General features: G+C 36.3%; 21 protein-coding genes. All 21 read right to left on the reverse strand.

Going from position 1 to position 23446, the window contains the following annotated elements; genetic code table 11:
* Positions 1-29: 29 nt before the first annotated feature.
* Positions 30-842, reverse strand: a complete 813-nt coding sequence (locus IGI87_RS13680) for a hypothetical protein (RefSeq protein WP_425141807.1) — start codon at positions 840-842, stop codon at positions 30-32.
* A gap of 20 nt (positions 843-862) precedes the next feature.
* Positions 863-1975, reverse strand: a complete 1113-nt coding sequence (locus tag IGI87_RS13685; RefSeq protein WP_438737477.1) for a lysozyme family protein — start codon at positions 1973-1975, stop codon at positions 863-865.
* Between the two features lie 5 nt (positions 1976-1980).
* The gene (locus IGI87_RS13690; RefSeq protein ID WP_174126099.1) at positions 1981-2574 is read right to left on the reverse strand and encodes a hypothetical protein; all 594 of its coding nucleotides are present in this window, start codon (positions 2572-2574) and stop codon (positions 1981-1983) included.
* Positions 2574-4520: a type IV secretion system protein VirB4 gene (locus IGI87_RS13695; protein WP_174126098.1), complete on the reverse strand. Its 1947-nt coding sequence runs from the start codon at positions 4518-4520 to the stop codon at positions 2574-2576. Before IGI87_RS13695 ends, IGI87_RS13690 begins: the two co-directional genes overlap by 1 nt.
* Positions 4504-5094: a hypothetical protein gene (locus tag IGI87_RS13700; protein WP_010711780.1), complete on the reverse strand. Its 591-nt coding sequence runs from the start codon at positions 5092-5094 to the stop codon at positions 4504-4506. Before IGI87_RS13700 ends, IGI87_RS13695 begins: the two co-directional genes overlap by 17 nt.
* Complete coding sequence (locus IGI87_RS13705; protein WP_010815354.1) at positions 5084-5392, reverse strand: hypothetical protein; 309 nt, start codon at positions 5390-5392, stop codon at positions 5084-5086. Before IGI87_RS13705 ends, IGI87_RS13700 begins: the two co-directional genes overlap by 11 nt.
* Positions 5389-7314, reverse strand: a complete 1926-nt coding sequence (locus IGI87_RS13710) for a pLS20_p028 family conjugation system transmembrane protein (protein WP_010815353.1) — start codon at positions 7312-7314, stop codon at positions 5389-5391. The genes IGI87_RS13705 and IGI87_RS13710 overlap by 4 nt, the downstream gene beginning before the upstream one ends.
* Positions 7315-7328: 14 nt before the next feature.
* Positions 7329-9671 (reverse strand): VirD4-like conjugal transfer protein, CD1115 family, encoded by a 2343-nt coding sequence (locus IGI87_RS13715; RefSeq protein WP_010815352.1) that lies wholly within the window; start codon positions 9669-9671, stop codon positions 7329-7331.
* 13 nt (positions 9672-9684) lie between these two features.
* Complete coding sequence (locus tag IGI87_RS13720; RefSeq protein ID WP_010815351.1) at positions 9685-10800, reverse strand: ArdC-like ssDNA-binding domain-containing protein; 1116 nt, start codon at positions 10798-10800, stop codon at positions 9685-9687.
* Positions 10793-10987, reverse strand: coding sequence for a hypothetical protein (locus IGI87_RS13725; RefSeq protein ID WP_010815350.1), 195 nt, complete (start codon positions 10985-10987; stop codon positions 10793-10795). Before IGI87_RS13725 ends, IGI87_RS13720 begins: the two co-directional genes overlap by 8 nt.
* Before the next feature lie 67 nt (positions 10988-11054).
* Positions 11055-12641 carry an FIVAR domain-containing protein gene (locus IGI87_RS13730; protein WP_174126097.1) on the reverse strand — a complete coding sequence of 529 codons (1587 nt, stop codon included), beginning with the start codon at positions 12639-12641 and terminating at the stop codon, positions 11055-11057.
* Complete coding sequence (locus IGI87_RS13735) at positions 12628-13698, reverse strand: response regulator (protein ID WP_438737482.1); 1071 nt, start codon at positions 13696-13698, stop codon at positions 12628-12630. Before IGI87_RS13735 ends, IGI87_RS13730 begins: the two co-directional genes overlap by 14 nt.
* A 43-nt stretch (positions 13699-13741) precedes the next feature.
* Positions 13742-13960 carry a hypothetical protein gene (locus tag IGI87_RS13740; protein ID WP_010815347.1) on the reverse strand — a complete coding sequence of 73 codons (219 nt, stop codon included), beginning with the start codon at positions 13958-13960 and terminating at the stop codon, positions 13742-13744.
* Complete coding sequence (locus IGI87_RS13745; protein ID WP_010815346.1) at positions 13960-14187, reverse strand: hypothetical protein; 228 nt, start codon at positions 14185-14187, stop codon at positions 13960-13962. Before IGI87_RS13745 ends, IGI87_RS13740 begins: the two co-directional genes overlap by 1 nt.
* 9 nt (positions 14188-14196) lie before the next feature.
* Complete coding sequence (locus IGI87_RS13750; RefSeq protein ID WP_174126096.1) at positions 14197-15090, reverse strand: hypothetical protein; 894 nt, start codon at positions 15088-15090, stop codon at positions 14197-14199.
* A 159-nt stretch (positions 15091-15249) separates the two neighbouring features.
* Positions 15250-16581, reverse strand: a complete 1332-nt coding sequence (locus tag IGI87_RS13755; RefSeq protein ID WP_174126095.1) for a glucosaminidase domain-containing protein — start codon at positions 16579-16581, stop codon at positions 15250-15252.
* A 23-nt stretch (positions 16582-16604) separates the two neighbouring features.
* On the reverse strand, positions 16605-16985 hold the full coding sequence (locus tag IGI87_RS13760) for a hypothetical protein (protein ID WP_174126094.1): 381 nt from the start codon (positions 16983-16985) through the stop codon (positions 16605-16607).
* 77 nt (positions 16986-17062) lie between these two features.
* Positions 17063-21097, reverse strand: coding sequence for a VaFE repeat-containing surface-anchored protein (locus tag IGI87_RS13765; protein ID WP_438737487.1), 4035 nt, complete (start codon positions 21095-21097; stop codon positions 17063-17065).
* 148 nt (positions 21098-21245) lie between these two features.
* Positions 21246-22331 (reverse strand): hypothetical protein, encoded by a 1086-nt coding sequence (locus tag IGI87_RS13770; RefSeq protein ID WP_174126092.1) that lies wholly within the window; start codon positions 22329-22331, stop codon positions 21246-21248.
* A gap of 89 nt (positions 22332-22420) precedes the next feature.
* Positions 22421-22669, reverse strand: coding sequence for a hypothetical protein (locus IGI87_RS13775; RefSeq protein ID WP_438737491.1), 249 nt, complete (start codon positions 22667-22669; stop codon positions 22421-22423).
* Positions 22670-23084: 415 nt separating this feature from the next.
* The gene (locus IGI87_RS13780) at positions 23085-23351 is read right to left on the reverse strand and encodes a hypothetical protein (RefSeq protein WP_174126090.1); all 267 of its coding nucleotides are present in this window, start codon (positions 23349-23351) and stop codon (positions 23085-23087) included.
* Between the last annotated feature and the right edge of the window lie 95 nt (positions 23352-23446).

The following is a 23446-nucleotide window of genomic DNA, read 5'->3' on the forward strand; positions in this document are numbered from 1 at the left end:
GAAATAACCTGTAGCCGTTCGTTTTCCCGTTACTTTTCCCCCGTTTTTTCAGTCAATTTTTGGTATTGTTTAATCATTTCCTTCTGTTCTTTGACTCGTTTTTGTTCTTCTTCTATTGACTGAGTCAAGGTATTTATCTTGGTCTGATTCTGTGATATTTTCGTTTCATCCGAAGTGCGTTGCTCGCTTGTTTTTAATGAAAGGCTCTCTTTTATTTCATTGATTGACTCTTCCAAAACTTTGATATCTTCTTTTGTATTTTGAATAGTTTTTTCTGATTGTTTCACTTTTTTTCTGGCTTCTTCTTCTAAAAATTTATAGAGAATTTTTAAATATTCTTGCTTGGATTTCGGTTCAAACTTTGTCTCTGAATGCGTATATTTTTCTGCTACAGGAAAGAGTTCTGTGGAACTGATAAGGCTCTTCACCTCACTCTTTGTGTAGAGTGCAATATAGATATGATCCCAATTTTTTTTAACAGACTTAACAAAAATTTGATAGTAATCATCCGTGATTTTTTCTACTTCTAGATCCAAGGAATTAAATGTATTTTTTGTTTTTCGTGCTACAGGTTGAATAGGATCTAAAGGATCAATTTTATTTGTTTGAAAGTAAACACCTAACTGTAAAAGTTCTCGATCTTCATAGTAATTCATGTTAACGATTTGAATAGTATTCTGTCCTTGCTCAACAGCTTCTCCTACTCTTACCCCTTTGTCTTTTTCGCTCCCTTTGTAAAAAAATAGACTGCCTAACATGAAGAGAACGACTGTTAAAAGAACGTATCCTATCCGTTTATACTTTTTTACTCGACCGTCTTTTAATGACAATTCAGGAATCATTTTCTCCCTCCTTCCGCGACTTATTTTTTTCTCACAAGACTAGTTGTAATTGGATATTCTTTCCCCCATTGGCGGGTGTATTTTACTGCTATGCGTCCTTTTTCACCGTTCTGTTCATATATAGTGAGTTGACCATTGCCATCAACACTCGCTACGATTCCAGTGTGTCCATATTCTGTAATTGCATAGCCACCAGGTGCAAAATTTATTACATCTCCTGCGCGAACATCGCCATAAGAAGGATTCATAATTACTTCCCAACCATAAGACGCCCAATCATAGTCTGTTCCTATCTGTGAGGCATACCATTTATTAGATCCCATCAGTTGAGGTCCACCCAGCATAGTGACATAATAAGCTGTTAATCCGTAACACTCGCCGCCATTAATAGTTTGACCTAAAACACCATCTAGTGAATTAATTGATCCAGTGGAACCTTCTTGTTGTTCTGTAGTAATATACTGTTTTACTTTGTCACAATAAAAGAAGTTACCACCGTTTAAATAGAGCCAACCGCCATTGTATAAAACAGCAATAGGATCGTTATATTTATACCGTTGACCAGTGGTATTTCCTAACGACGGTGCGACCACTTTTAATGAATATTGATCCGCTAATTTCGTTGAATGTACTTTCCCATTTTGCGCAACATACACGTTATAGTTACGTCCAAAATTATACGATTGGACAGCTGTCCAACGATCATTTCCTAAGGCTCGTGCCTCTTCCAAACATTTTTTGTAGTGCTTAACCCCTTGACGAATTGACGATTCAGAATCGGATAAAGTAAACTGTGACAACCCAGCTGATTCACTACTTTGCATCGGGTCCGGCTCTTTTCCACCTGACTCAACCATCATAATGGCTAATAGGACCGGCACCTCTTCTGGGATCTTTTCTTCACGCGCATATTTTTCTACAATTGACTTTTTCGACAGTACTTCTTGACTCAAATTTTGATTTCCAACCACACCTTCAACTGATCCATTCGAGCCGTTTGAACCATCAGCTTGTACAATAAGAAAAGCACCTATGGTTACGAGTATCGTTATAAAAAGAGTTGATAGTATGGTGAAGAATCCTCCTGGTATGAGCCAACATAATACCTTATGTTTCAATAGCTTCTTAACCATTTACGCTACTCCTTTTCTTGAAAAGAGACCTCCTCTATTTTCCATTCTTTTTCAGTTTGCTCAAAAAGAATTTTACAGGTCATTGACAGTCCGCGGTTATGCTTATCTACACCCATAAATGAATAAATTAACTGCTCCTTGGAGCCATAATGAATTACCTCTTCTTTCTCAATGTTTTGCACTAATTGAAACGAAGGGTACTGTCCCCCAACTAATTTCTTGTAAACAGAATCATTCACAATTGTTTTAATTGAAGAATCTTTTTTCACATCAGGATCCATTAAAGAAACAATAAATTGTGTGCCTATCGCTTCTAATTTAGTAATCGAATCAAGGTTAGCCTCATTCCAATTTGCTTTATCAATAGAATTCCGTGAAGGTTGTTCTTTATTGACTGAGTTTTTCGTCTTAGACATCACAGTTGAGAAAGACGTTGTTTCTTCTGATTCCGAAGAAACGTCTGTAGTTGAAGAAAGAATATACTCTTCCTTCTCGACGTCTTTCTTATCTGTTGGCCATAGATTTATTGCAAGCCCAAAAATGAAAAACGCACCAAAAAGGCCCGCAGTTAAAAGCCAAAATCCTTTAGGCTTTTTCATTACGCACCACCTCCAAAAATATTCAATTCTTCTTTTGTAACTTCAATACTCATTAACAAATTTTCTGCCCCATCGATGCACAACAATCCTTGTCCTCTTTCAAATTGAGGAATCAAATCATATTGCGTCTCAGTAATACTATCTCCAAACAACTGCCGGATAATGGCCAATGATACTTTGCTGTGTTTTAAAAGAAAACGGTATTGACACAAACCATATAATTGAGAAATATCATTGGCTGCTTTGGCCATTTCTTTATCTGAAATTTGATCCATTTTTGGAAACATTCTCTCAAGCCGTTGTGTTGCTAACCAGATACCACCAAACAGTTTTCGGGCTTCAGACATCATTGTCATAAAGAACTTCGTTACATAAGATTTCGTTGTATTTATCCAGTTATGACATTCGTCTACTGCAATTACAAAATGTCGTGCCAAATCCAATGCTTCTTCTGAATCCATTGTTTTAATTCGTTCATTATACAGATCAAATTCTTTCATTCCTTGTCGCATACACGCCTCGTTGGTTTGATCAATAGCGTTATACATCTGTAAATCTTGAATATCTTCTGAAAGTTGTAACAAAGTATTCGTGTTGTAACAAACTACTTGGACGTCCCCTAGATCTTTGAATGTTGTTGGACCATTAAACATATTTCCATACTGTTTTCTTAACTGGGTTAAAGATAACAAAATGCTTGAGTACAACGTTTTATAATCAGGTTCGCGCTCTTGTTCTTTTCTCTGTTCAAAATAGGTGATTACATCACTTAAAATAGGGTAATCTTCAACCGGAAGTCCTGTAATTGGGCCCTTTTGATTTTCACCTGTGAAACCAAGTGATTCATAAAAATCGTGCAGCGTATTCGTATACAATTTTATCGTATCTGATCCAGCCTCTTTATCAATCATTCGATACTTAATACCTGCTTTAGAGATATGTTGCTGAAAGGAACTTTGTTCATCCACTGTGCCGTCTTCTCGAATAGCTGTTGGAAACACCTGGTACATATTTATCATTCCATCAGTTCCATCCAGATTTACTACAGTACCGTTAAACGCACGTACTAGAGAATTTGCTTCCTTAGTGGTTCCAAATATCCGAATTAAATCTCCACGCATTGCACGATCAAATAACATTGCTTTTAACGTGGTAGATTTACCTGCACCCATATCTCCTGAAAGAAAGGCATTATAATACGTTCTTTTACCGGTTTTTTCAAAAAAATCAATATAAACTGTTCCTCCTGTAAAAGTCGTTCCATAATAGCGACCACGTCGATCGTTTAATGCTGTTTGATTATGAGAAAAACCTAGTCCCATTACCTCTCCAGGTAACGGTAAACTTTGTCGTGCATTGGATAAACGTTCTTGTTCGTTAATAGGTAAGAACATTGAACGGTATTCATCGTCATTTTCATCCATAAAAACAGTTCCAGTGTATCCTTCACTTCCAATGGTTTGTAGTATATCGTTGACTCGTTTTTCCAGTCCTTCTTCCGTTGCATCATAAACAAAAATACGCAAATGAACTTGCTTCATTTGTTCCCCTGTTTGACTCAAAGACAAAGACCATTCACGAGAGATTTGTTCTTCAGCTGCCAACTCGTCATACTCAGCTGTCGTTTGTGCTCGTCTTTTTTGAGAAGATATTTCACTAATCGAATCAGCAATTTCCTGCTTGTAATTCCTTTCTTCTGGTGTATAGTAATCTACAATTAAAATTGTATTCGGTGAGACTAATTGTTTCACCCAATTATCTGTAAAAATTGTAGGACGATCAATTACGTGAATACAGGTATTATAACTATCACCCATCCGTATAAAGTATTCATGGGCTGTTGATACTCCCCCTTTAGGTTGTGTATCATAGATAAATTGTAAATCTCTTCTACTTTGTTGGGTATGTTCTGATACTTGTTTTTTACGTTTATTCTTCTTCCACAAGTCGAATCCCTCCTGTATTATTCATTAGCTGCAATACCAAGACTTTGTCTTGTTCTGATATAGGTTCAAATGAGTATACCTTGTGAATGGCCGCTTTTTTCAAGTTATTTTCCAGTTCTTTCACCGTATTACCAAAAAACCAAGAAAACGAAGTAAACCGCATAACTTCTTTCTCAAGCCATTTCAGCTTTTCTAACTCATTTTGGAGTAATCGTAAATGAACGGGATTTGTCGTGTGATCAATCATTTTTTTGTAATAAGTTTGCTGTAATTTGTTCTTTTCTGGAAAATTCATATAAACTTCTTTCACTGGAGATTTGTACTCTCGCATGAACTTCCAAGAGTTTGCTTCAATTACATCCAATTCTTCATAAGTTAAATAGTCTAAATCATACTTCTTAGGGACAGTAATTTCTGCGTAAATTTCGCGATAACTATTTCTTAACTTTATATATCCTTCAGGTGTTATCCCTGCAACTGGGTAGATTTTGGTAATTTCTAGGATTTTTTTCTGATTCTTTTTGGATTCTCTACTTTGTTTCTTTTTTCGTTCAGCAATCGCATCAATTCCCATCACTATTCTCCTCCTTTGGTGCATGAATTGGGTGATAAACTCCGCGCGTTTTATAAAACGCACGGAATATCACCTGAAAATTCTTTTTTTCATATACTTCAGACGGACTAATTAAAAAATAAACGGTTAGTGGAAATATCACTAAAAATATCCCCTGGAAAATCCCTACAAAAAAAGTAGAAATTAAGTAACCTAAAGGAATTGAAAGGACGCAGATAATCACGTCTTTCATGCTTAATTTTTGATTGTATTTTTCTTTTTCAATTAATCGTTTAGGCACTGCTATTTGTCGTCTCATGGCTTATCTCTCCATTTTTTCCCTGTATTTTTTCCTAATTCAAAGCTACGAGCACCGCCACGTACTAATTTTGTTTTCGATAGATCCTGACGCGCACCTATATATTTATCCACCAAAGCATCGTTAAGTGTGTCAGTTGACATAGGTACAGATAAATCTTTTTCTAGTTGTGAACGTGCTTCTTTCACTTCACTTGGTAACGACATTGGATTAGCTTTAACCCCTGTAAAACTATTTTCTTTTTCGCCTTTACCAGCTTGATAAGCAGCCAACGCACCTGGTGCTTTAGACGCTTGATTTTGAACACCTTTTTTAGAAAATACATTAGAAGGTGCTGGTACCTTCGCTTTCCTGTTTTGAGTTTCTGAGTTTTTACCTAACCCAAGGTGTGAAGGCGACTCTTCTTTGTTATTCCCATTTATTTTATCTAAAACTTTTGCTGCTTCTTTTGGATCATTAATTGTTGGAGGAGTTGGGCGCCCATTATCTGAAGGTCCTTCTCCCGTATTATTAGAATTCCCGTTATCTTCATTCACTTGAGAACCATTTTTACCGAGTCCTTTTTCTGGATTATTATTTGAGTTGGTAGACGTTTCGTTACCACCGGAAGAACCTTCATTTTTAAAGTTACTTAAAGATCCTCCTTCAGTATTAGGTGAAACATTCCCCTTAAATCCACTTAATAAACCACCAATTGCTGAACCTGTATTTGTAGCCCCACGTACAGCTTTTCCGCCAACTGATTTTGCCATATGGCCCAACTTGTTGACACTTGCTGCAGTAGCTCTTCCAGCGCTAGACAATGCCATTCCACTTTGACTTAAACCAATTAAGCTTCTTCCTACAGAACTTAATCCTGCATCGATTCCAAACAACTGCTCTACTATATTTGGACCGTCAATTGCAGCCATAGCTCCAGCCAAAATAGCAATCATATCCCATGGTTTATCCAACGATAATTCTCTAACTGCAGACATATAGATAGTAAATAGGTTTAACAGCAACGACAGCAAATACAAGACAATAAACGAATCTCGTATCTTTAGGAACAGTGTCTTGTTTCGTTGGCCACTATCTAAATCAGTCAAAACTAAACCGTAACTAAGAATTTTCATTGCGCCTATTTCATAACTGATCTTCGCTGTTTTGAAAATAGTAAAGATTAGTACCAATCCATAGGCCAATAATTCTAAAAGAATATACCAAGGGTGCCAGGTATAACGGTAATACGCCTCGTCAAATTTAAACATACCTTTCATTTTTGCTAGTTGGGGTTCGCCATTGACTTCAATAACCTTTTTACTCAACGTTTCTTTTCCTTGTTTAGACAGTGGCGAATCGTCAAAAAATACTCCACCAGTATCAACAGCTTCTTTTATGTCTAACAAACGTAAATTGTTCACTGTTTTTATGTCGTTAACGCCCAAATCATTATCCGGGTATCTCCATTCTTGTTTGTCGATCGCATAAAGATCTGTAATGTTATTCTGAAATATTTGAGTCGTTGCTTCAGACGGACTCTGTAAGTTCTCTCTACCTGCAGTTACAAGTTGTCCAGCTTGTGTCATGAAAAAAGGCAACCCAACAAATAATAAAATAGCAAATAACACGTTATTTACAATTTTTTGTTTGTCTTTTTTAGGATCACCCATTAATCGAAAGGCGATCCACAGCATTGCCAATGTCATAAGAGATATAACGATAGGTCGATAAGGTTCGATAAAACTTTGGATTTTAGGACTTTCCCAAAAATTCATCACTTTGTACATTTGACTTACGCCATCACCTAAGGAGTCTACAAATCCCTTTAGGCCTAACAAAATTGAGTATCCTATCCCTCTCAACGCATTGGTCCAAAAGTCTGCGACTTTTAATAATGGATTAAACTCAAGCAGTCGAGCAATAATTTCCTCATTTGACATTTAATATAGCCCTCCTATCCCTTCAGCACACCATAAAATAACTCTTGTACTTCTGGTATTTGGAAGTTTTCCAACCAATTTTCAACTAATTCTACATGCTGTAATGAAGCGAAATAGTCATACTGATCTTCGTCAACAGAGCGTTGTACAATCGAGCGCATAAGAGCCAACTGATCTTCACTGAAATAATCCGTTAGTAATGTTAAATTTTCATGTACTTCTTCAATACTTTCTAACAGTGTTGATACCTCTTCTGGGCTCATTTTTTCATCACTTAATACTTCTGGATACAAATCCATATCGTCCACCTCCCTAGTTTCTTGAAGTTCTTGAGGGTCCTTCGTGTATTCACCAGTGTCCTCTAAGTCAACAGTATCAATCTTAAAATTGATAATTAAATCTTTCATATGCAATTCAGCATGTTCGCTCGTGTTTTGGTGTAGCTCTTCAAACGTCATTGGGTGATCAAAACGAGGCATTAGATACTCGTAACGGTGTAACATTTTAGTACCTTCTGCTTCACTTGCTAAAATCGGCCGTGGATTAACACCATTTCCTTTTAAATCCCTACGCATTTTGGTACGATAAACAACCCATTCCCCAGGTTTTAACATGCGTAGCTCTTCTTCTTTTAGCAGCTCCCGGCCGTCTTCTGATTCACCATAACTTTTATCCATACTTAGTGGATCCCCGTGACGACTAGCTGCTATAACGGTTGTTGTTCCTAACATATTACAGAAGTACTTGGCATCGTCTTCGCCGTCTCCCATAATGTAATATTTATTCCCACAAGCATTGATTAACGTACGCGCAGCTTTATCTCCATAACGATCCTCTAATTGCACAACCGATTGTGTGATCAGATAATAAACCATTCCTCTCTCCAAACCGACGTTCATATGTCTACCTAACCCATGAATCGGTGGAATATTCGCCGCTTCTTCAAATAAATGTTTAACTTTACGTGGTAGGGTAGACTCTTTTGACATGGTCGCACTTTTAGCTAATACATAACCAGCTTGAGAAATAAAGGTTGAAATCAGCGCATAGTTAGAATCGTCATAGTCTGGATAAACAATAAACAAAGCAACTGGTTTATCACCAAAAACTAAATTTTCAAAATCAAAATCACTTGTTGCTGTTAATCGACCAATGCTATCAAAGGTAAAGCTTTTCAACTTCGCCATTGTTCCAGTATAAATCCCTGAACGAGTAATCCCTTGTGAGAACTTAATTGTCGCAAACTGTAATTTTGCAGGATTCGTTGGCTCAAGATCGCTAAAGAATGCGTCTAATGAAGTCAATCCATTTTCGTCAGGATCTTGGCCAAGCTCACTTAACATAACAGCAACTGTATACATAGTGACTTTTTCTGGTGTGTTATTTTCCTTACAGATAAAGCAAACAGCTAAAATCAAAGCATTCACTAACGCTATTGATGCTTCTTCCCACATTGGGTCAGCATTTGATTTATCGTTATGGAAAATAGAATACGAAAATGTATTACATAGCAACTGGGCAGAATCATAATCGCCTTCCCAATAAGCATTCTTTATTAACTCTAATGGATTATATCCAATAGAATATGAAGGCTGAACTAAATTCAAACAGAACACATCAAAACCAAATTTCTCGAATTCTTCTTTAGTGTTTTTTATCATATTTCCTTTTAAGTCAGTCACTATTACAGAGTCTTTGATTCCTGCACGCATAATCAAATCTAATGTTGGATAACTCCACATTTCAGTTTTACCTGACTGTGTTCCTGCGTCTATCCAAGCATTTGTTTTATTTCGATCAATGAACACATAGCCATTCTTGCAATAGGGAAGATTGAACCCTTTTATTTTCCAAAAAAAGTATCGAAAAGGATTTAAATTGAAATGTAGCACAGGAACGCCACTTTCGCCTTCGTATTCTTTATGGTCTAAAGCAACAATAGGATATTGTTGGATCATTTCTTTAAAAGTTGTCCACCGCGCTACTCCTTTTGTTCCTTTATTTATATCCCTAAACGCAATACGCATTTGATACAATTTTTTCGGCATGAATAACAACCACACCAAAATAACCAAGAGAGTAGAGATAAATGAAACTTCTCCAAGTACTGGAGCAAACTGAAACGGCGAAGTGCTTTGTACGTAGCTCAATATCTTTTTCGGTAATTCCTTTAACAAAACTGGATCACTAGAAGCTCCCTGATGTTTTAAGCTAACTAAAGTTTGCAATAAAACAAACAGCACTTTTGATACCAGGTTCAACAACAGTAAAAGAACGATAAAAGAAACTATCGCTACTAATGTAATCACAGCCGGGTGTGCAAGAATCTTTTTCCATTGTTTATACTTTTTATTCACAGTTAATCCCTCACTAACGACTGAATCCTTTTACAACATTTTTCGCATTAGAAGTACTTTTTGTTTTCCTTATTGTTACTACTTCTTGCGATTGCTTATTTTCTTTTGTAGCACTTTGTTCTTTTTCATAATATTGATCTAATTGTTGAATAAAGCCTTTACACGTTTTTTGAATACCTCCCATAATCGCGACTTGTTCTTCTGGCGTTTCCCCATAAAATTCTTGGCCATTATTCGTCCATGCAGCAATGTAAGGAATGGCATGTTCTTTTGTGTCAATACCATAATGACTTGAAACAACGTAAGAGACCATTTCTGCTTGAAGCTCTTTAATACTTACTTGCAACTCAGTTACATCTTTTGTAGACCAGTAACTTCCAGCTTCCTGTACTCTTGTTGTGTCATGTAATTGAGCATGTGCCAATTCATGAATCAACGTCGCGACTTCCTCACTAGGTGTATTTCTCGGATTTAGCACGATTTCTTTATGGCCGTCTTTCCCTACAGCAAAAAGCCCCTTAGCTGCCCCAAGTTCTCGGATACCAAAAATAGAACTAGCAGGAGTATGGACTGGTACACCCATATTTGTAGATACTTTTGTCAATGCACTTTTAAGACTTGATAGGTTGGTTGCATTGCTCATAGTAAATTCAAATCGTTTATTAGGAAACAATTTGGGATAATCCTCTGGTTTTGCATTCGTTTGTGTAATATCAAAGACCGTTGTAGGAGAGAAGGTTTGTATACTGTGTTTTTTTAGCTCTCCAGTCTTCAGTTTTTCTTGCTGCTCTTTCGTTGCTTTGTTTACAGGAATTCGCTTTCCATCGGCATTAATGTATTCAAAAACATTTGGTTTTAATATTCGAATGCCTTTTTCGCCTTTTTTTACCGAAAAGCCCATTTTCTTAAAAAAAGCAAAACTACCAACTGCTTTTGCCCCCTCAAATTGCGTTTGTATCAGTACTTGATTTCGAAAGGAATATTCATGAAACCGATCCATGAATTGGAAAAATTCCAATTTGTCTTCTAAGGTATTCATGTGTTTTTTTACAAACGTAAGTGTTTGGTCCGTCATCATTTTGACTTCTTGTTCAATTTCTTCTTTTGTCCGTTTTTGATACTTAGCCATTGAAAAACTCCTCTCTGGTCATAAACACCCCTTCACCTTGTAGACTTTTTTCACGAAAAATACGTTGAAAGTCTTCAGCAACGACTTCGTCTACTTCTGTCACTAGCAACTCTTTTGTATCGATATCTTTTGCATGGAGCCGATTAGGCTCAACCGAGGTAATACGTACAATACTTTGTTTATTCATTGTTCTCCTCCTTCATTCTAAAAAAAGAAGCAGGTAAGAGTACCTTGCTTCTTTTCACACGTTTTATTTATACTTTGATTAATGAATCTTTAGCCAATTGTAGGTTATTAAATGCGGTATCAACGTTTTGTTGTGTTGCTTGAGTGTCTGATAATACTTGGTTTGCTTCTCCTAAAGCAGTCTGAAGGACTTCCCAGCTACTTGTAGTGTATAAATCAGCTTCCAATTGCATTACTTCAGATACTAATTGTGTTAATGAGGTTTTATCCACTTTGATTTCTAAACCTTCTTTTGCTTGTTTTAAGGCTGTAATCTGTGCTTTCACCTCTTCTTCAGTTACATTTCCATTAGAGACTAAAGCTTTAGCTTTATTAAGTTCATCCATAAAATGAGCAACTGTTTGTTCAGTATATCCAGATAAATCTAGTGTTTCGTATTCAGCGATTAAACGATTTAATTCAATCAGACTCAAATCTGGTTCGCCAACTTTCTGAAGGCTGTCTAAAGCAGTTTGTACTAATTGGACCATTTCATTGACTTGTTCCTGGGTTGCATCGATTAGGGTAAGCAAATGCTGTGCCTGTCCTACTGCTTCGTCTAAAACCTGAAGACTTTCTGCAGTGTATATCTCACGATCGATACTTTTCGCTTGAATTATAACATTCCGTAGCACTTCCTTATCTCCGCGTGCGACTAGCTGCATAATCGCTTGGTTTAATTCTTTGAGAACAGAATCAATTGTTTCCTGGGTTGCTTCCCCTTGTTGAACTAGCTCTTTAGCAGAATCATTTGCTTGATCTAGTTGTCTAGCACTATCAGTTGTATAAAGTTCCCGATTAATATTTTTAACCTGTTCTATCAAATTCTCTAGTTCAGTCATGTTTCCTCGCAAAACTAATTGATTAATCGTATTTTGTAACGCTTGTACTTGAGCATTTACTTGCGATTGTGTTGCATTTCTTTCTGCTAACATAACTTTAGCCTGGGTTAATTGGGCTTGCATAGCTTCATAAGATTTTGATAAATACGCTTCTGCTGGTAAGCCTTCAGCATTTGCAATCAAAAGTTCTAAAACGCCGTAATCTACAACTACAACTGGTGGTTGAGGATCTGGGTTAACTGGCTTATTATCGTCCGGTTTAGACGGATTTGTTTCTTCTTCCTTAGGCTTACTTGGTACAATTGGTTTCTCCGGAACTTTATCGGGAATCACAATTGCAGGATTTTTAACAATTTGATCAACTATGGTTGGCTGTTGTTCTTTGTCCTGTTCCTTAATTGTTTGTGCTACTGCTAATAGTTCTTTTGGTTGTAACGATTGGACACTATCTTGTTTATTTGTATCCATTTTTTCTGTTTCTGATAGACCAAAACGATCAAAAACATTTTTAGATACGTCCGTATCTTCTTTTTTTGTTTGCTCTTTTTTACTCTTTTTCCTGTTATCTTCCGGAATAATCCATGACGAACTTTCCTTCTCCTTTTTAGGGGCTACTTTTTCTGCAGCTTGTGGTTTTGCTGGTGTGAACGATTGATACGCAGCATAGCCCACTGTTCCTGTACAAACTAAAATTGCGGCCGCTATTCCCATAACTTTCTTATTTTTCAACAAGTCTTTGTCAAAAAAAGAATTATTTGGGTTATTCGTTTTCATTGTAAAACTCCTCTCCTAGTTGAGATAAACGATTTTTCCAAAGAGTCTCATTCTTCGTATCTTTTTTTTCTCGATAGAAATGGACCATTTCCTGACACGTTTTTCCCGTTTCAATTAATTCACCTAATTGATTATTTTTTAGATTTTTGTTGATTTTTTCCGCTTCTGAAAACTCTTCTTTTCTGATCATTCGAATTGCTTTTCTTATCCATGCCTTGTTCAACTCAGTTGTCAGTTGTTTACTTTTTAACGTTTTGTTTAATATTTCCGCTTCTTCTAACTGGTCTAACTGAATGTACGCATAAGCAAGCATTACTTTTCGATCAGCATTCAATTCTGTCCCTTCAGTTTGAACAACTTTCTTCCATTCTTTTTGATAGAATGCTAGATCAAACGTTCCTTCATTCGTTGGGAATTTTTCATTGAACGATTTTAATTCTTGAAATTCTTGTTTCTCTACAAGATACTGCTCGATAGCCTCACGATTATCGGGAAATGCCACTGCTGCTTCTGAGTACTTCCCTTCTTCCAACAATTGTTCATACGTTGGTTTAGAAGGGGCTTGCTCTTTTTTTGAGTAAGAATTAACAAAAAATAAACTACCACCAATCAAAGAAAAAAGAAGCACCCCCATTAGTATGAAGAAAATGCTTCTTTTCTTTAAAGTTCCACCGGAAAAGTGACGACGTTCTCGGTGAATATTCGTGGATTTTTTCTCTTTTTTCTGTTTCTTTTTGTTTAAATCATTTGCTGGCTCTGTCACTTTTGGATTCTCTAGTTCTTGCTGAATAGCTGTGATCAATTCCATACATTCTGTAGAATTTGTATTCCCATAAAGAGTAGTAAACGTATGCTGAACAACGAGAAGAAGGTTTCGTGAAATCCCTTCTCCTATTACACAATCGTCGCGAAAAAGTACGTCTTTATCTTTTACAAGCTTAATACGTATCGTATCTTTTATTCCTGTATCTTCAGCAAAGGTTTCAAGCCTCTGTAAAAGTATATTCGTTTCTATTAAGCTTAGCTTTTTTCTTGATGGAGGAAGAAGCTTTTTCACCCTCCTCCCTCCGGTTATTTGAACATACATACTCTTTCCTCCATTACGCAGACATTAACCAATTCACAATTGCTGCACCAGCAACTGCAATTACAATCCCAATTACAATGTGTTCAATATGTTCTTTTGCTTCTTCCACTTTTCGTTGATTTTTGCGCATCATGTTCCAAGCAGCTTGTAACAACTGTAGAGTAGCCCAAGAACCAGTTAAAGTGGATATTCCACCGATTAAAAAGATTAAGATTGTTTGAATACGATCCATTATGCCTGACCTCCTTTTGTATGCTGTTGTGTAGAATTATTATTTTGTTTTTCTGGTTGTGAACGCTTTGACATTAACAGTAACGCTTTGGTTAATGTTGCTTGATTTGCTGATATATATTGTTGATAATGCTCTCCCAACCACGTGTCATGATCTTCGTTTTTAGCCTCCATAATGGCTTTTGCTAATTTTTTGCGATTATTCAGTTCAGTTTGTGTAATTTTCATAAGTTCCTCCTAATAGCTAACAATTTTCTTTTTGTTACGTTTTAATTGGTTTGCTTGTTTTCTTTTGGCTGTATTCATTTGTTTAGGAAATGTTGGTGTAAATCGTTTCCCAACAAGCCGCAATTCATGTAAGAATTCCATTTCTTCGTTATAAGCCCCAACTGGGACCTTCTTAACCCATTCTTTTTTCCGACCATATCCTTGCCAGATATACCCAGCTTGATAAAGTTGTTGTTTACAATCAAATCCACCAACAACGCCAATATAATAATGCAAACAGAAAAGCGCCTCTATAGGTCGTAAAACTTGGACATCGATACTAGGAAATTGTTTAGTTAAATAATTGGCTTCTTCGTCAGCTTCTTTTTTTGTTGTAAATTCTTTTTCCCAAGCTTTCGCCAATGTAAACCAACGATACATTCGTTGTTTTAAAACTACACGTGCTTCATAACTATTCGTGACATGGACCGTAAAGGAATTGTTTACTAATTTATTTGATAGATTCCATGTAGAAACTTCTCCAAACTGTTCAATCAATTGATCATACTCTTTGATTGCGTATATTATTAGTGTGTCTTCAGACAGTAAATCCATTGACATTGCTGTTGTAAGTAGCAAATAGAATCTTTCGTAAAACACATCATTACTTTTTAACTCACCTTCGTCCATAAACGTCACATGACGAGCAAGTTCCCTTAAAATAGTTAATATCGTCGCTTCAGGTGGCTGAGTTAGTGTAAATAATTCGATTTTACGAAAATTGGGTAAATATTGACTTTGTTTAGATTTCAATTCCTTTGGTACAATACTCATTTCAAAATTTTTGTAACGATTGATATCTTCAAATGTGTTCGCTAATATTGCACATAGCAAATCGTAAAGTGTCTCCTCTTCTGTAGCCATTCATTTCACCTCCTTTCAGGGTCTCATATTAGATATTTGTATCTAAATAATTGTAATTTAAAGATAATTTCAACCCCTAGTGAGCCTAAAAGAAAAAAAGGCAATATCATAGGTGCTAAAATGTAAAACATTACTGTCTTCATGAAATATTTCCTTCCCTTATTTAGGTTGTACATATGACAACATGCTTGTATTTTCAGCTGAAATTGTTCGTGTAGAAACCACGTTTAAACCTTTTACGTTCATTTCTGAAATTAAGATACTACCGTCCTTGTTCACTTTCTCCACAAATGCCACATGACCATAAGTGCTGTCTGCGCCTAAAACAGCTGCAGGAAATGAAACAGCTGTGCCGGCTTTTGGTGTTCTTGTGACTTCATAGCCACGCGCACGTCCTGTTTCTGCCCAATCTTGGCCATTACCCATTGTTAGATCGATATGTTTTCCTAATTGAGTGATTCGGTTGTATACATATTGCGTACAATTCCCCCAGGCATAGCTATTTCCTGAATCATAATTTACACCGTTGTAACCAGGAAAATCTGATTCACTCGGCGTAATTGTTTTCTCCTGGTCAAATTCAGTCAAATGGTACGTTTCAATCAAACCGTTTAATTTTTGATTGTATTGAGTATCGGTCGCATACGTTCCTGTTAACGCCTGTGTGGCATTTTCGTATGTTTTCGCTACGCTTTTATGTGTGCCTGTGTAAATCGCTGTGTTCCAGCTCACACCGTCTTTTAAGAGCTTTGCATAGTCCTCGAATGATTCTTTATAACTCGGATATTTTCTAAAGTTTGATTGAATAGAATATAGCTGACCTGTTCCGTCGTCTTCAGCTGTCAGAAACGAAACAGATTGGCCGTTAAAATCGCCCTTAATTCCAAACAAATTGTAATTTGGTTCACGGCTTAATTCACTGCTACCACTACCACTTTCTAAAATGGCTTGCGCAATCATGACACTTGCGAACAAATCGTTGTCTTTTGCGACGTCTCTTGCGGTTTCACCGATCTGTAAAACAAACTCTTCTGTACTTTTCACTTTTTCAAAATGAATAGTTTCTGTGCTGTAAGGGATTGTTACAGCTGGTTCTTGTGCGACTGTTTCATTGGGTGTTTCACTTGAAACGATTTCTTGTTCCATTGAAACACTAGGCGTGGTTTCTGGAACAATTATCGGTGGTTGTGTTTCATCGGTTGCAACAGGTTGTTCTTTGGAACTGTCTGGAACAGTTTCAGTTGTACTTGTTGATTGTTCTGAACTTTCCGCTGTTTCAACTGTCTTTTCAGTGCTATCAGAGGTTTCCGACGTTTCAGTTTGCTGTGTCTCACTTGTTGCTTCCATCGTTTCACTAGGTTTCGTTTCGTCTACTACTTGACTAGTTTCCATTGTTTCCGTTTCATTGCTCGTTCCGTCTGCAAAAGCAGTGATTGGAGCTGCAGTAGAAAGTAAAAGAATCGTCGAATAAATAGTAATTAGTTTCCTCACTGATTTCCCTCCTAATTTTGTATTTAACTAAACTCAATGCTGTCTATAAATCGTTCTTTCCAATCTGATTCTTTTTTAGCAAAGTAATTTAGTTTTGCAATTGAAAAATGTGATTCGTCTGAAATTTTAAACTTCAATACTGCTTGATTTTTTAATTGTTTGTTGCCTTTTATAGGTAGATTTCTTACAATCTCTCCTGAGCCTTTTTCTAACTTCACAGGAACTTTTTGTTTCCCAAAAGTTAAAATAATACGCGTGTATTCACTTAGATTCTCTTCATTAAAAATTTTATTTCCTTTTAACTCTTGCAGTTTTCCTTTTGGGATAATGATTTCACTTGCACGACCTGTATGATCAAACAAAAAGTATTCCTTTAGTTCCGGTGTATATAAAAATAAATCCACTGTATCACCTCCTCCTGTTTTTGACGTTCACTTTTTGACACAAAAAAAGACACAAAAGAGAACTTTTCTGTCTGTGGTTAGTTATTCTGTTTTCTTTTTGTTGTTACAAGATATGCTGCGCCTGCTAATAAAATGAATCCTAGAATAGTAAATAGAATTCCTTTTTGTTCGCCCGTTTTTGGCAAGAATTTAGTTGGTGGTACAATACGAACTGTTTGAGCTAAATCATTAATATCTGCATGTGTTGTTAATTTTAAATTGTCACGATATAGGTCTTCAAAAACAACCACATGAACTTCTGAAGTAATTCCTTCAGAATCAAACGTAAATGGAACAATTACTTCGCCATTTGCGGTTTTTGGTACAAACGTTTTAACTGCTTGCACTTCTTTACCATTAACGACAAATGGTTTATTCGTCGTTTTATCCATCAATTTACCTTTAACTGTGTAAGTTTTACCTGGTGTTAAATTCGTGTATTTCACTTTATCATTAATAGTCATTTGTCCGCCAGAAACACCTAGCTTGCCATTGTTGATTGTAGCCGTGGTTTTTAATGTCGGTTTGTTAAATTCGATGGTTTGGTCTTTGTCGTGAATGTCGGCATGAACTGCGACTTCAGTTTCATTTCGTGTCAAGGTTTCAAAAACAACAGTTTCTTTTCCTTGTAAGTCTTTCGCGTTTAATTCAAATGAAAGATCCACTGTTCCAGTGACTAATGGTGATTTTTGTTTTTCTGCAGTTTTCACTTTTGCTTCAGTGGTGACAATTTCTGCTTTTCCATTACATGCGATAAATTTTAATGAGTTACGGACTTCTTTTCCGTTGACTAACAATGGTTTGTTTGTCGCCTTATCCATTAAAACACCTGCTAATTCATAAGTTTTACCTTCGATTAAATCAGTGTAAGAAACAGTATCAGTGATTGTCACTTTTTCTAAAGCATCCGCTTTGTGATCACCTGAATCTTTGTTAATCGCTGTTGTTTTTAGTTTTGGTTCAGTGAATGTAACAGTTTGTCTTTCATCGTCAATGTCGTGATGGACAGCAATTTCAGTGTTTTCACGTGTTAATGTTTCAAAAATAACAACTGACTTTCCTTTTAACTGTTCAGCATTCATTGTGAATGTCACTTCAACCGTTCCTGAAACGCGGTTAATTTGTACGGCAGCAGCTCTCAGTGCTGGTTTATCCATGTCACTTGGTTGTTCAGAATCTGTTGCGTCGTTTTGGTCTTCAATGATTTCTGCTTTTCCATCACGAGCAATGAAATTCACTTCATTTCGCACTTCTTTTCCGTCGATTAATAGTGGAGTGTTTATTTTCTTATCCATTACCACACCAGAAATGTTGTACACTTTTCCGTCTAATAAATCTGAATAAGAAACAGTATCAGTGATTGTTACTTCTTTTAACGCTTCAGCAGAATGGCTGTTAGAATCATTGTCCAACGCCGTTGTTTTTAGTTTTGGCTCTGTAAATTCAACGGTTTGTCCTTCGTCTTCAATGTCTGCATGAATCGCTATTTCTGTGTCATTTTTGTACAGATTTTCAAATACAACGACTGTTTTTCCTTGTAAATCTTTCGCATTTACTTTAAATTCAATCGTTTCGCTACCTTCAGACGTTGTTGGTGTAAAACGTTTGCTAGCGGTCACTTCTTCCCCATCGATTAACAATGGTTTGTTTGTTGCTTTATCCATTAATTTACCTTTTAATTCATAGGTATTTTCTGGAATTAAATTTTTGAAAGATACCACGTCAACAATAGTAACTTCTGCTAAAGGATCAGAAACTTTTGAACCGTCTTCCTTAAAATGCGCTTCTGTTTGAATTTGAGGATTATTTACTTTCACAGTTTGGCCTTTGTCATTGATATCTGTATGTTTAACAACGTCATACCATTCTTTTGAATCGCTGCGTTGTCGACTTAGATATTCAAAAACAACTAGTTCTTTTCCTTTCAATTCGCGTGCGTCAAATTCAAAAGTAACATCAATTGTTCCTTTAGCCTTTGTGGGTTTGAATGTTGCTTCACTGATTACTTCTTCCCCATCGATTAACAGCGGTTTATTTGTTGCTTTATCCATCAATTTACCATTCAATTTGTATAATTTGTTTGGTTGTAAGCCTTCATAAGCAACCGTATCTTTTAAAATAACTTTTTCTTCGGGATCAAATTCTTTTCCATTGTTTTCTTCATTGACTGCAGTTGTTGTAATTTTAGGATTGTCAAAGGTGACCGTTTGCGGCACGTCGTTAATATCCGCATGGACAACAATTTCTTTGTTATTTTGATACAGTGTTTCAAATACAACCACTGTTTTACCAGCAAGAGCTGACGCGTCAAACGTGAAGCTTACTTCAACAAAGCCATTTTTAGTTGTTGGTTTGAATTTCTTCTCTGAAGTCACTTCTTTTCCATTTACTAGTAATGGTTTGTTTGTTGCTTTATCCATTAATTTTCCTTTAACAACGTATTCGCGGCCGTCAGTATAAAGATTTGTGTAATTCACTTTATCTTTAATTGTGACATTCTTTTCTGGGAAAAGCACTTTGTCACTATCTTCTTTGTCTGTCGCTGTTGTTTTCAAGATCATTTTAGGATTTGTGAAGTTCACTGTAGTAGTTTGTGCCGCTTTAATCGTTACTTTCTTAACACTTGTATCTAATAGGTATCCGATTGGGGCTTCAATTTCTCGAATTTCTAATTGAGTATCTGCTGCATATTCTACAGACTCAAATTCCCCATTTTTGTTTGTAGTAGCTGTTTTTTTTGAGCCGTCCGCTAGATTTTTCAATTCAAATTTAGCCCCAGCCACTGGATTTCCGTTATCATCCACTTTTTTAATTTTGGCTTTACCATTTTTAATTACGTTAAACCTTAAAAAAGCAATGGTAGGGTCAGAAGCCCCTGCTGTTGATACTGATTGAGACCCTGGTTTTACCCAAAAATATTGATTACCTGAATAGTATGATTTTCTGTCAAAATCCACACGACCTGACTTTGAACTTGCAGTAGCAGTAACTTCCAGCGTATTTCCATTCTTTTTGATTGTTAAACCAGAATTATTTACGACAACGAAATTTCCTAAAACACCATTTGTATCTGGAATTTTTATAGTTTGTCCTTGCTTAATGTTGTAGTCTTTGTTGTGAAATGATGGTCTTACTTGGAAATTTTTCATATTTTGAATAATCGTATTTTTGTATCCTGCATAATTAGGAAGACTAGTACTCACAGACCATCCTAGTTGCTCCCAAATATACATATTTGTAGCCATAATGTACTCTACGCTATCGCCACTTTTAGCTCCAAAATTCATAATGTCATTGATCTTGATTCTTTCTGCTAATGAAATACCAGCGAATTCTGTCTGTTGTGTAAAGCCTGCACCCGGAACAAATACAACTCCCGGTTGTACACAATAGGCTAATTTTCCATCAATATACATAGGCTGATAAAATTCACCCCACGCTGTCCATGCACCTTTACTAACATCGTATCTATCATAAATTGGATTACCTTCAGTACCGATAGAACGTGCAAGACGAGTACGTCGTTCAAAAGGAATTTCAATACTTTCTCCTTTGTCATTTTTAACTGACATACCAAAAGAAGAGTCTTTTTTTGCATAATCACCATACAAATATTTAGCTAATGAGATAATCTCGTTATCTGTCAAGCCTTGTACGTCCGTTGGATTATCTCGATTGGCCAATTCTTCTCCTGTTCTTTCGGCTTTTTCATGTGTTTCTTCCGTTACTTCAGTTGTAGAAGTTGCTTCAGTGTTAGTAGCTTCGCTTGAATTAGTTGTAGAATCAATAGGACTGTCATTACTATTCATGCTTTCACCTATTGTTTTATCTAACTCCGTTTGAGTGTTTTGTGTACTTTCTGCTGTTGTTGATTCATTAACTTTACTAGAAGATTCTGTTGATTCTTCAGGTGTTTTTTTCTCTTCTATCTCACTAGAAGAATCCACTTGTTCAGTATTATCCAAGCTTTCGGCCATAGCGATTGTCGAAGGTACAACATTCGCTCCTGCAATGGTCAGCATAGCTAACAGAACAAGGAACTTATTTTTTACTTTACTTAATTTATCTTTCATTGTTTTCCCACCTCAAAATTTTAATTTTTATATTTGCGCTTCTTCTGAAGGTGGATCTCGCGGAAAGAACATTTCTCATCACTCCTCAAAATCAAAAAAGGCAACGATTGAGTATTCTTCAATCGTTGCCTCTTTAATTTAAAATATTTTATCCAAATGGTACTAGTTCACCTGTGAATCCTGCTGATCTTCCATCTGTATATAGGACTTCCCAAGTCTGCACTCTATAAGGTTGGCCAGTAGAGATTTCCAATTCGCGTGCTTTTGCTGTACCCGCAGCTTCAGCAGCAGCTTGTGTTGGAAACAGGCCCAAACTTCCTTGTGGCGTGCCTGGATCAATTGTATTACTTGGTGGAGGGGTCACATTTCCGCCACCGTTATTACCACCACCAGAGTTTCCACCGCCATTGTCAACTGGTGGAGGTGTTGGGTTTGGTTGTTCCGGTGTTACAGCGCCACCACCATTTCCTGCAGGTGGTGCTGGTTTATACCCTCCACCATTATCGACAGGTGCTTGCGGTTGTTCTACTGGCTGTTCTACTGCTGGTGCTTGTGGTTGTTCTGCTTGGCCAGTTGTATTGTTAGCTGGTGTTCCGTTTGCTGCTTCATTTTGAACCTTGTTTTCTTGTGCTGGATTAGTTGCATTTTCTTTGTTGTTCCCAGCTGTAGCCTGTTGTTTTTGTTCTTCAGCCTTTTGTGCTTTTTCTTTTTCAGATTTCTCTTTTGCTTCTTTGTCTTTTTGCTCTTTAATTCCTTGTTTAAGCTTGTCTAAGCGTTTTTGGTGTGCTTCTTTATCTTTCTTCAAGTATTCGTCTTTTTCTTCGTTAATGCTGTTTTGAGCTGCTTTAATGTCACTATCTTTTTTAGATTTTTCTGCAGTCGCTAACAATTGATCTGTTTTCTTAATCAAGTCTAAAAACGAATGAAGTTTTGTCATTTTCGCTTTTGGGTCTTTTTGGTCCTGTTCTTTTAATTTTTTAATAATGGTTTCAGCCATTTCAATGTCTTTAGCACTTCGCGTGTCATATGCTTTTTTCACTGATTCGTCGACTTGTAACGACAATTTTTTGTAGTCCTCTTTTTCTTTCTTTTCTGCTAACTCGATTTTTTCTGCTTGTGCTTTCTTTTGGCTATTTACTGCATAAACAGAACCACCACCAATTAAAAGTAGTGCTGCAACTGATACCCCAATAATTTGATTTTTCTTTAACTTAAACCCTTGTTTTTCACTCATTTCTTCTTCCTCCTAAGATTTGTAATTTTAGCGTACCTAAATGTATCTATTATCGCAAGCAATAGCTTGTTCTTTTCGTCACATGCTTTTTATCCGATTAAACTAACACGCATATATAATTCAGGTGTTTCTTTCTCTTCCCTTTTAACAGGACAATAATCTTTGTATAAAGCTTTCGTTTCATGAACTGCTTTATACAACGTTATTTTTCGTTGTGTTGTCCACTGTTTCGCGTTTTGTGTTTCTTTAATGTTCTCTTCAACCAATAATTTCTTTTTACCGTTCTTTTTCATGTAGTCAATTAGTTCAACAATCATTTGTTTCGTAATATATGCCATGATTAATTTCTCCTTTTTTTGTTACTAAATTTCATTCATTAGTGAATATCGCTTTCAGGTTAAGCGTACCTTGCTCAACTTCAGGAATGGAGCCTCCTTCTAATTCATAACCTAAAGCAAAAACCTTTGGCACGATAAGTGACACAAGTATCAGTCTATTTCACCCGCAAAGAAAACTGGCTTGCCGAAACAAACGATCAATTTCCACTACTTACTTATCTGGCATGAATGCTAGAAATAGGATAACTTCTCTTGTCAAAAGGCTATCCCACTGTCTTTTTTTAAGTGCAGAGAGCAATCAGCGACAGTTACCAAGTTACTTTTTATCTCCGCGTATGTACTTTTCAAGGAGCAGTTATTCCGAAGTAATGACAAGAACGTTTCACTAATCAATGAAACCTAGTAACAAAGATTTTTAAACATATTGTTTAATTTTAACCGGTTTTTCTAAAAATCTAAGCGGCTCTAATTCGTTTTTGCGTGAAGCAACAATCATTCCGTCTCTTTCTAAATTCTTTGCTAAGAAATATAAGTCCTTAGCCGCTATGGTTTTTATTGGATCATTCCTTGAAATAAAATCACCATTCCACGCATTTACAAAAATCTTGTTATCAAACGTTTTAACTGTATGAGTTTTGTAAATAAAATCTTTTGAGCAAGTTTTTAAATATTTCTTTCGCAATTTTCATCACCTCCGTTCAATTTTTTGACAAGTTAACAGACAAAAAAAGAGGACACTACGCGTGAACTGCGTAATATCCTCTTTGAAGCACTACA

This window comes from Enterococcus sp. DIV1444a (genome assembly GCF_051712125.1).
In the GTDB taxonomy this organism is placed as follows: domain Bacteria; phylum Bacillota; class Bacilli; order Lactobacillales; family Enterococcaceae; genus Enterococcus; species Enterococcus faecalis.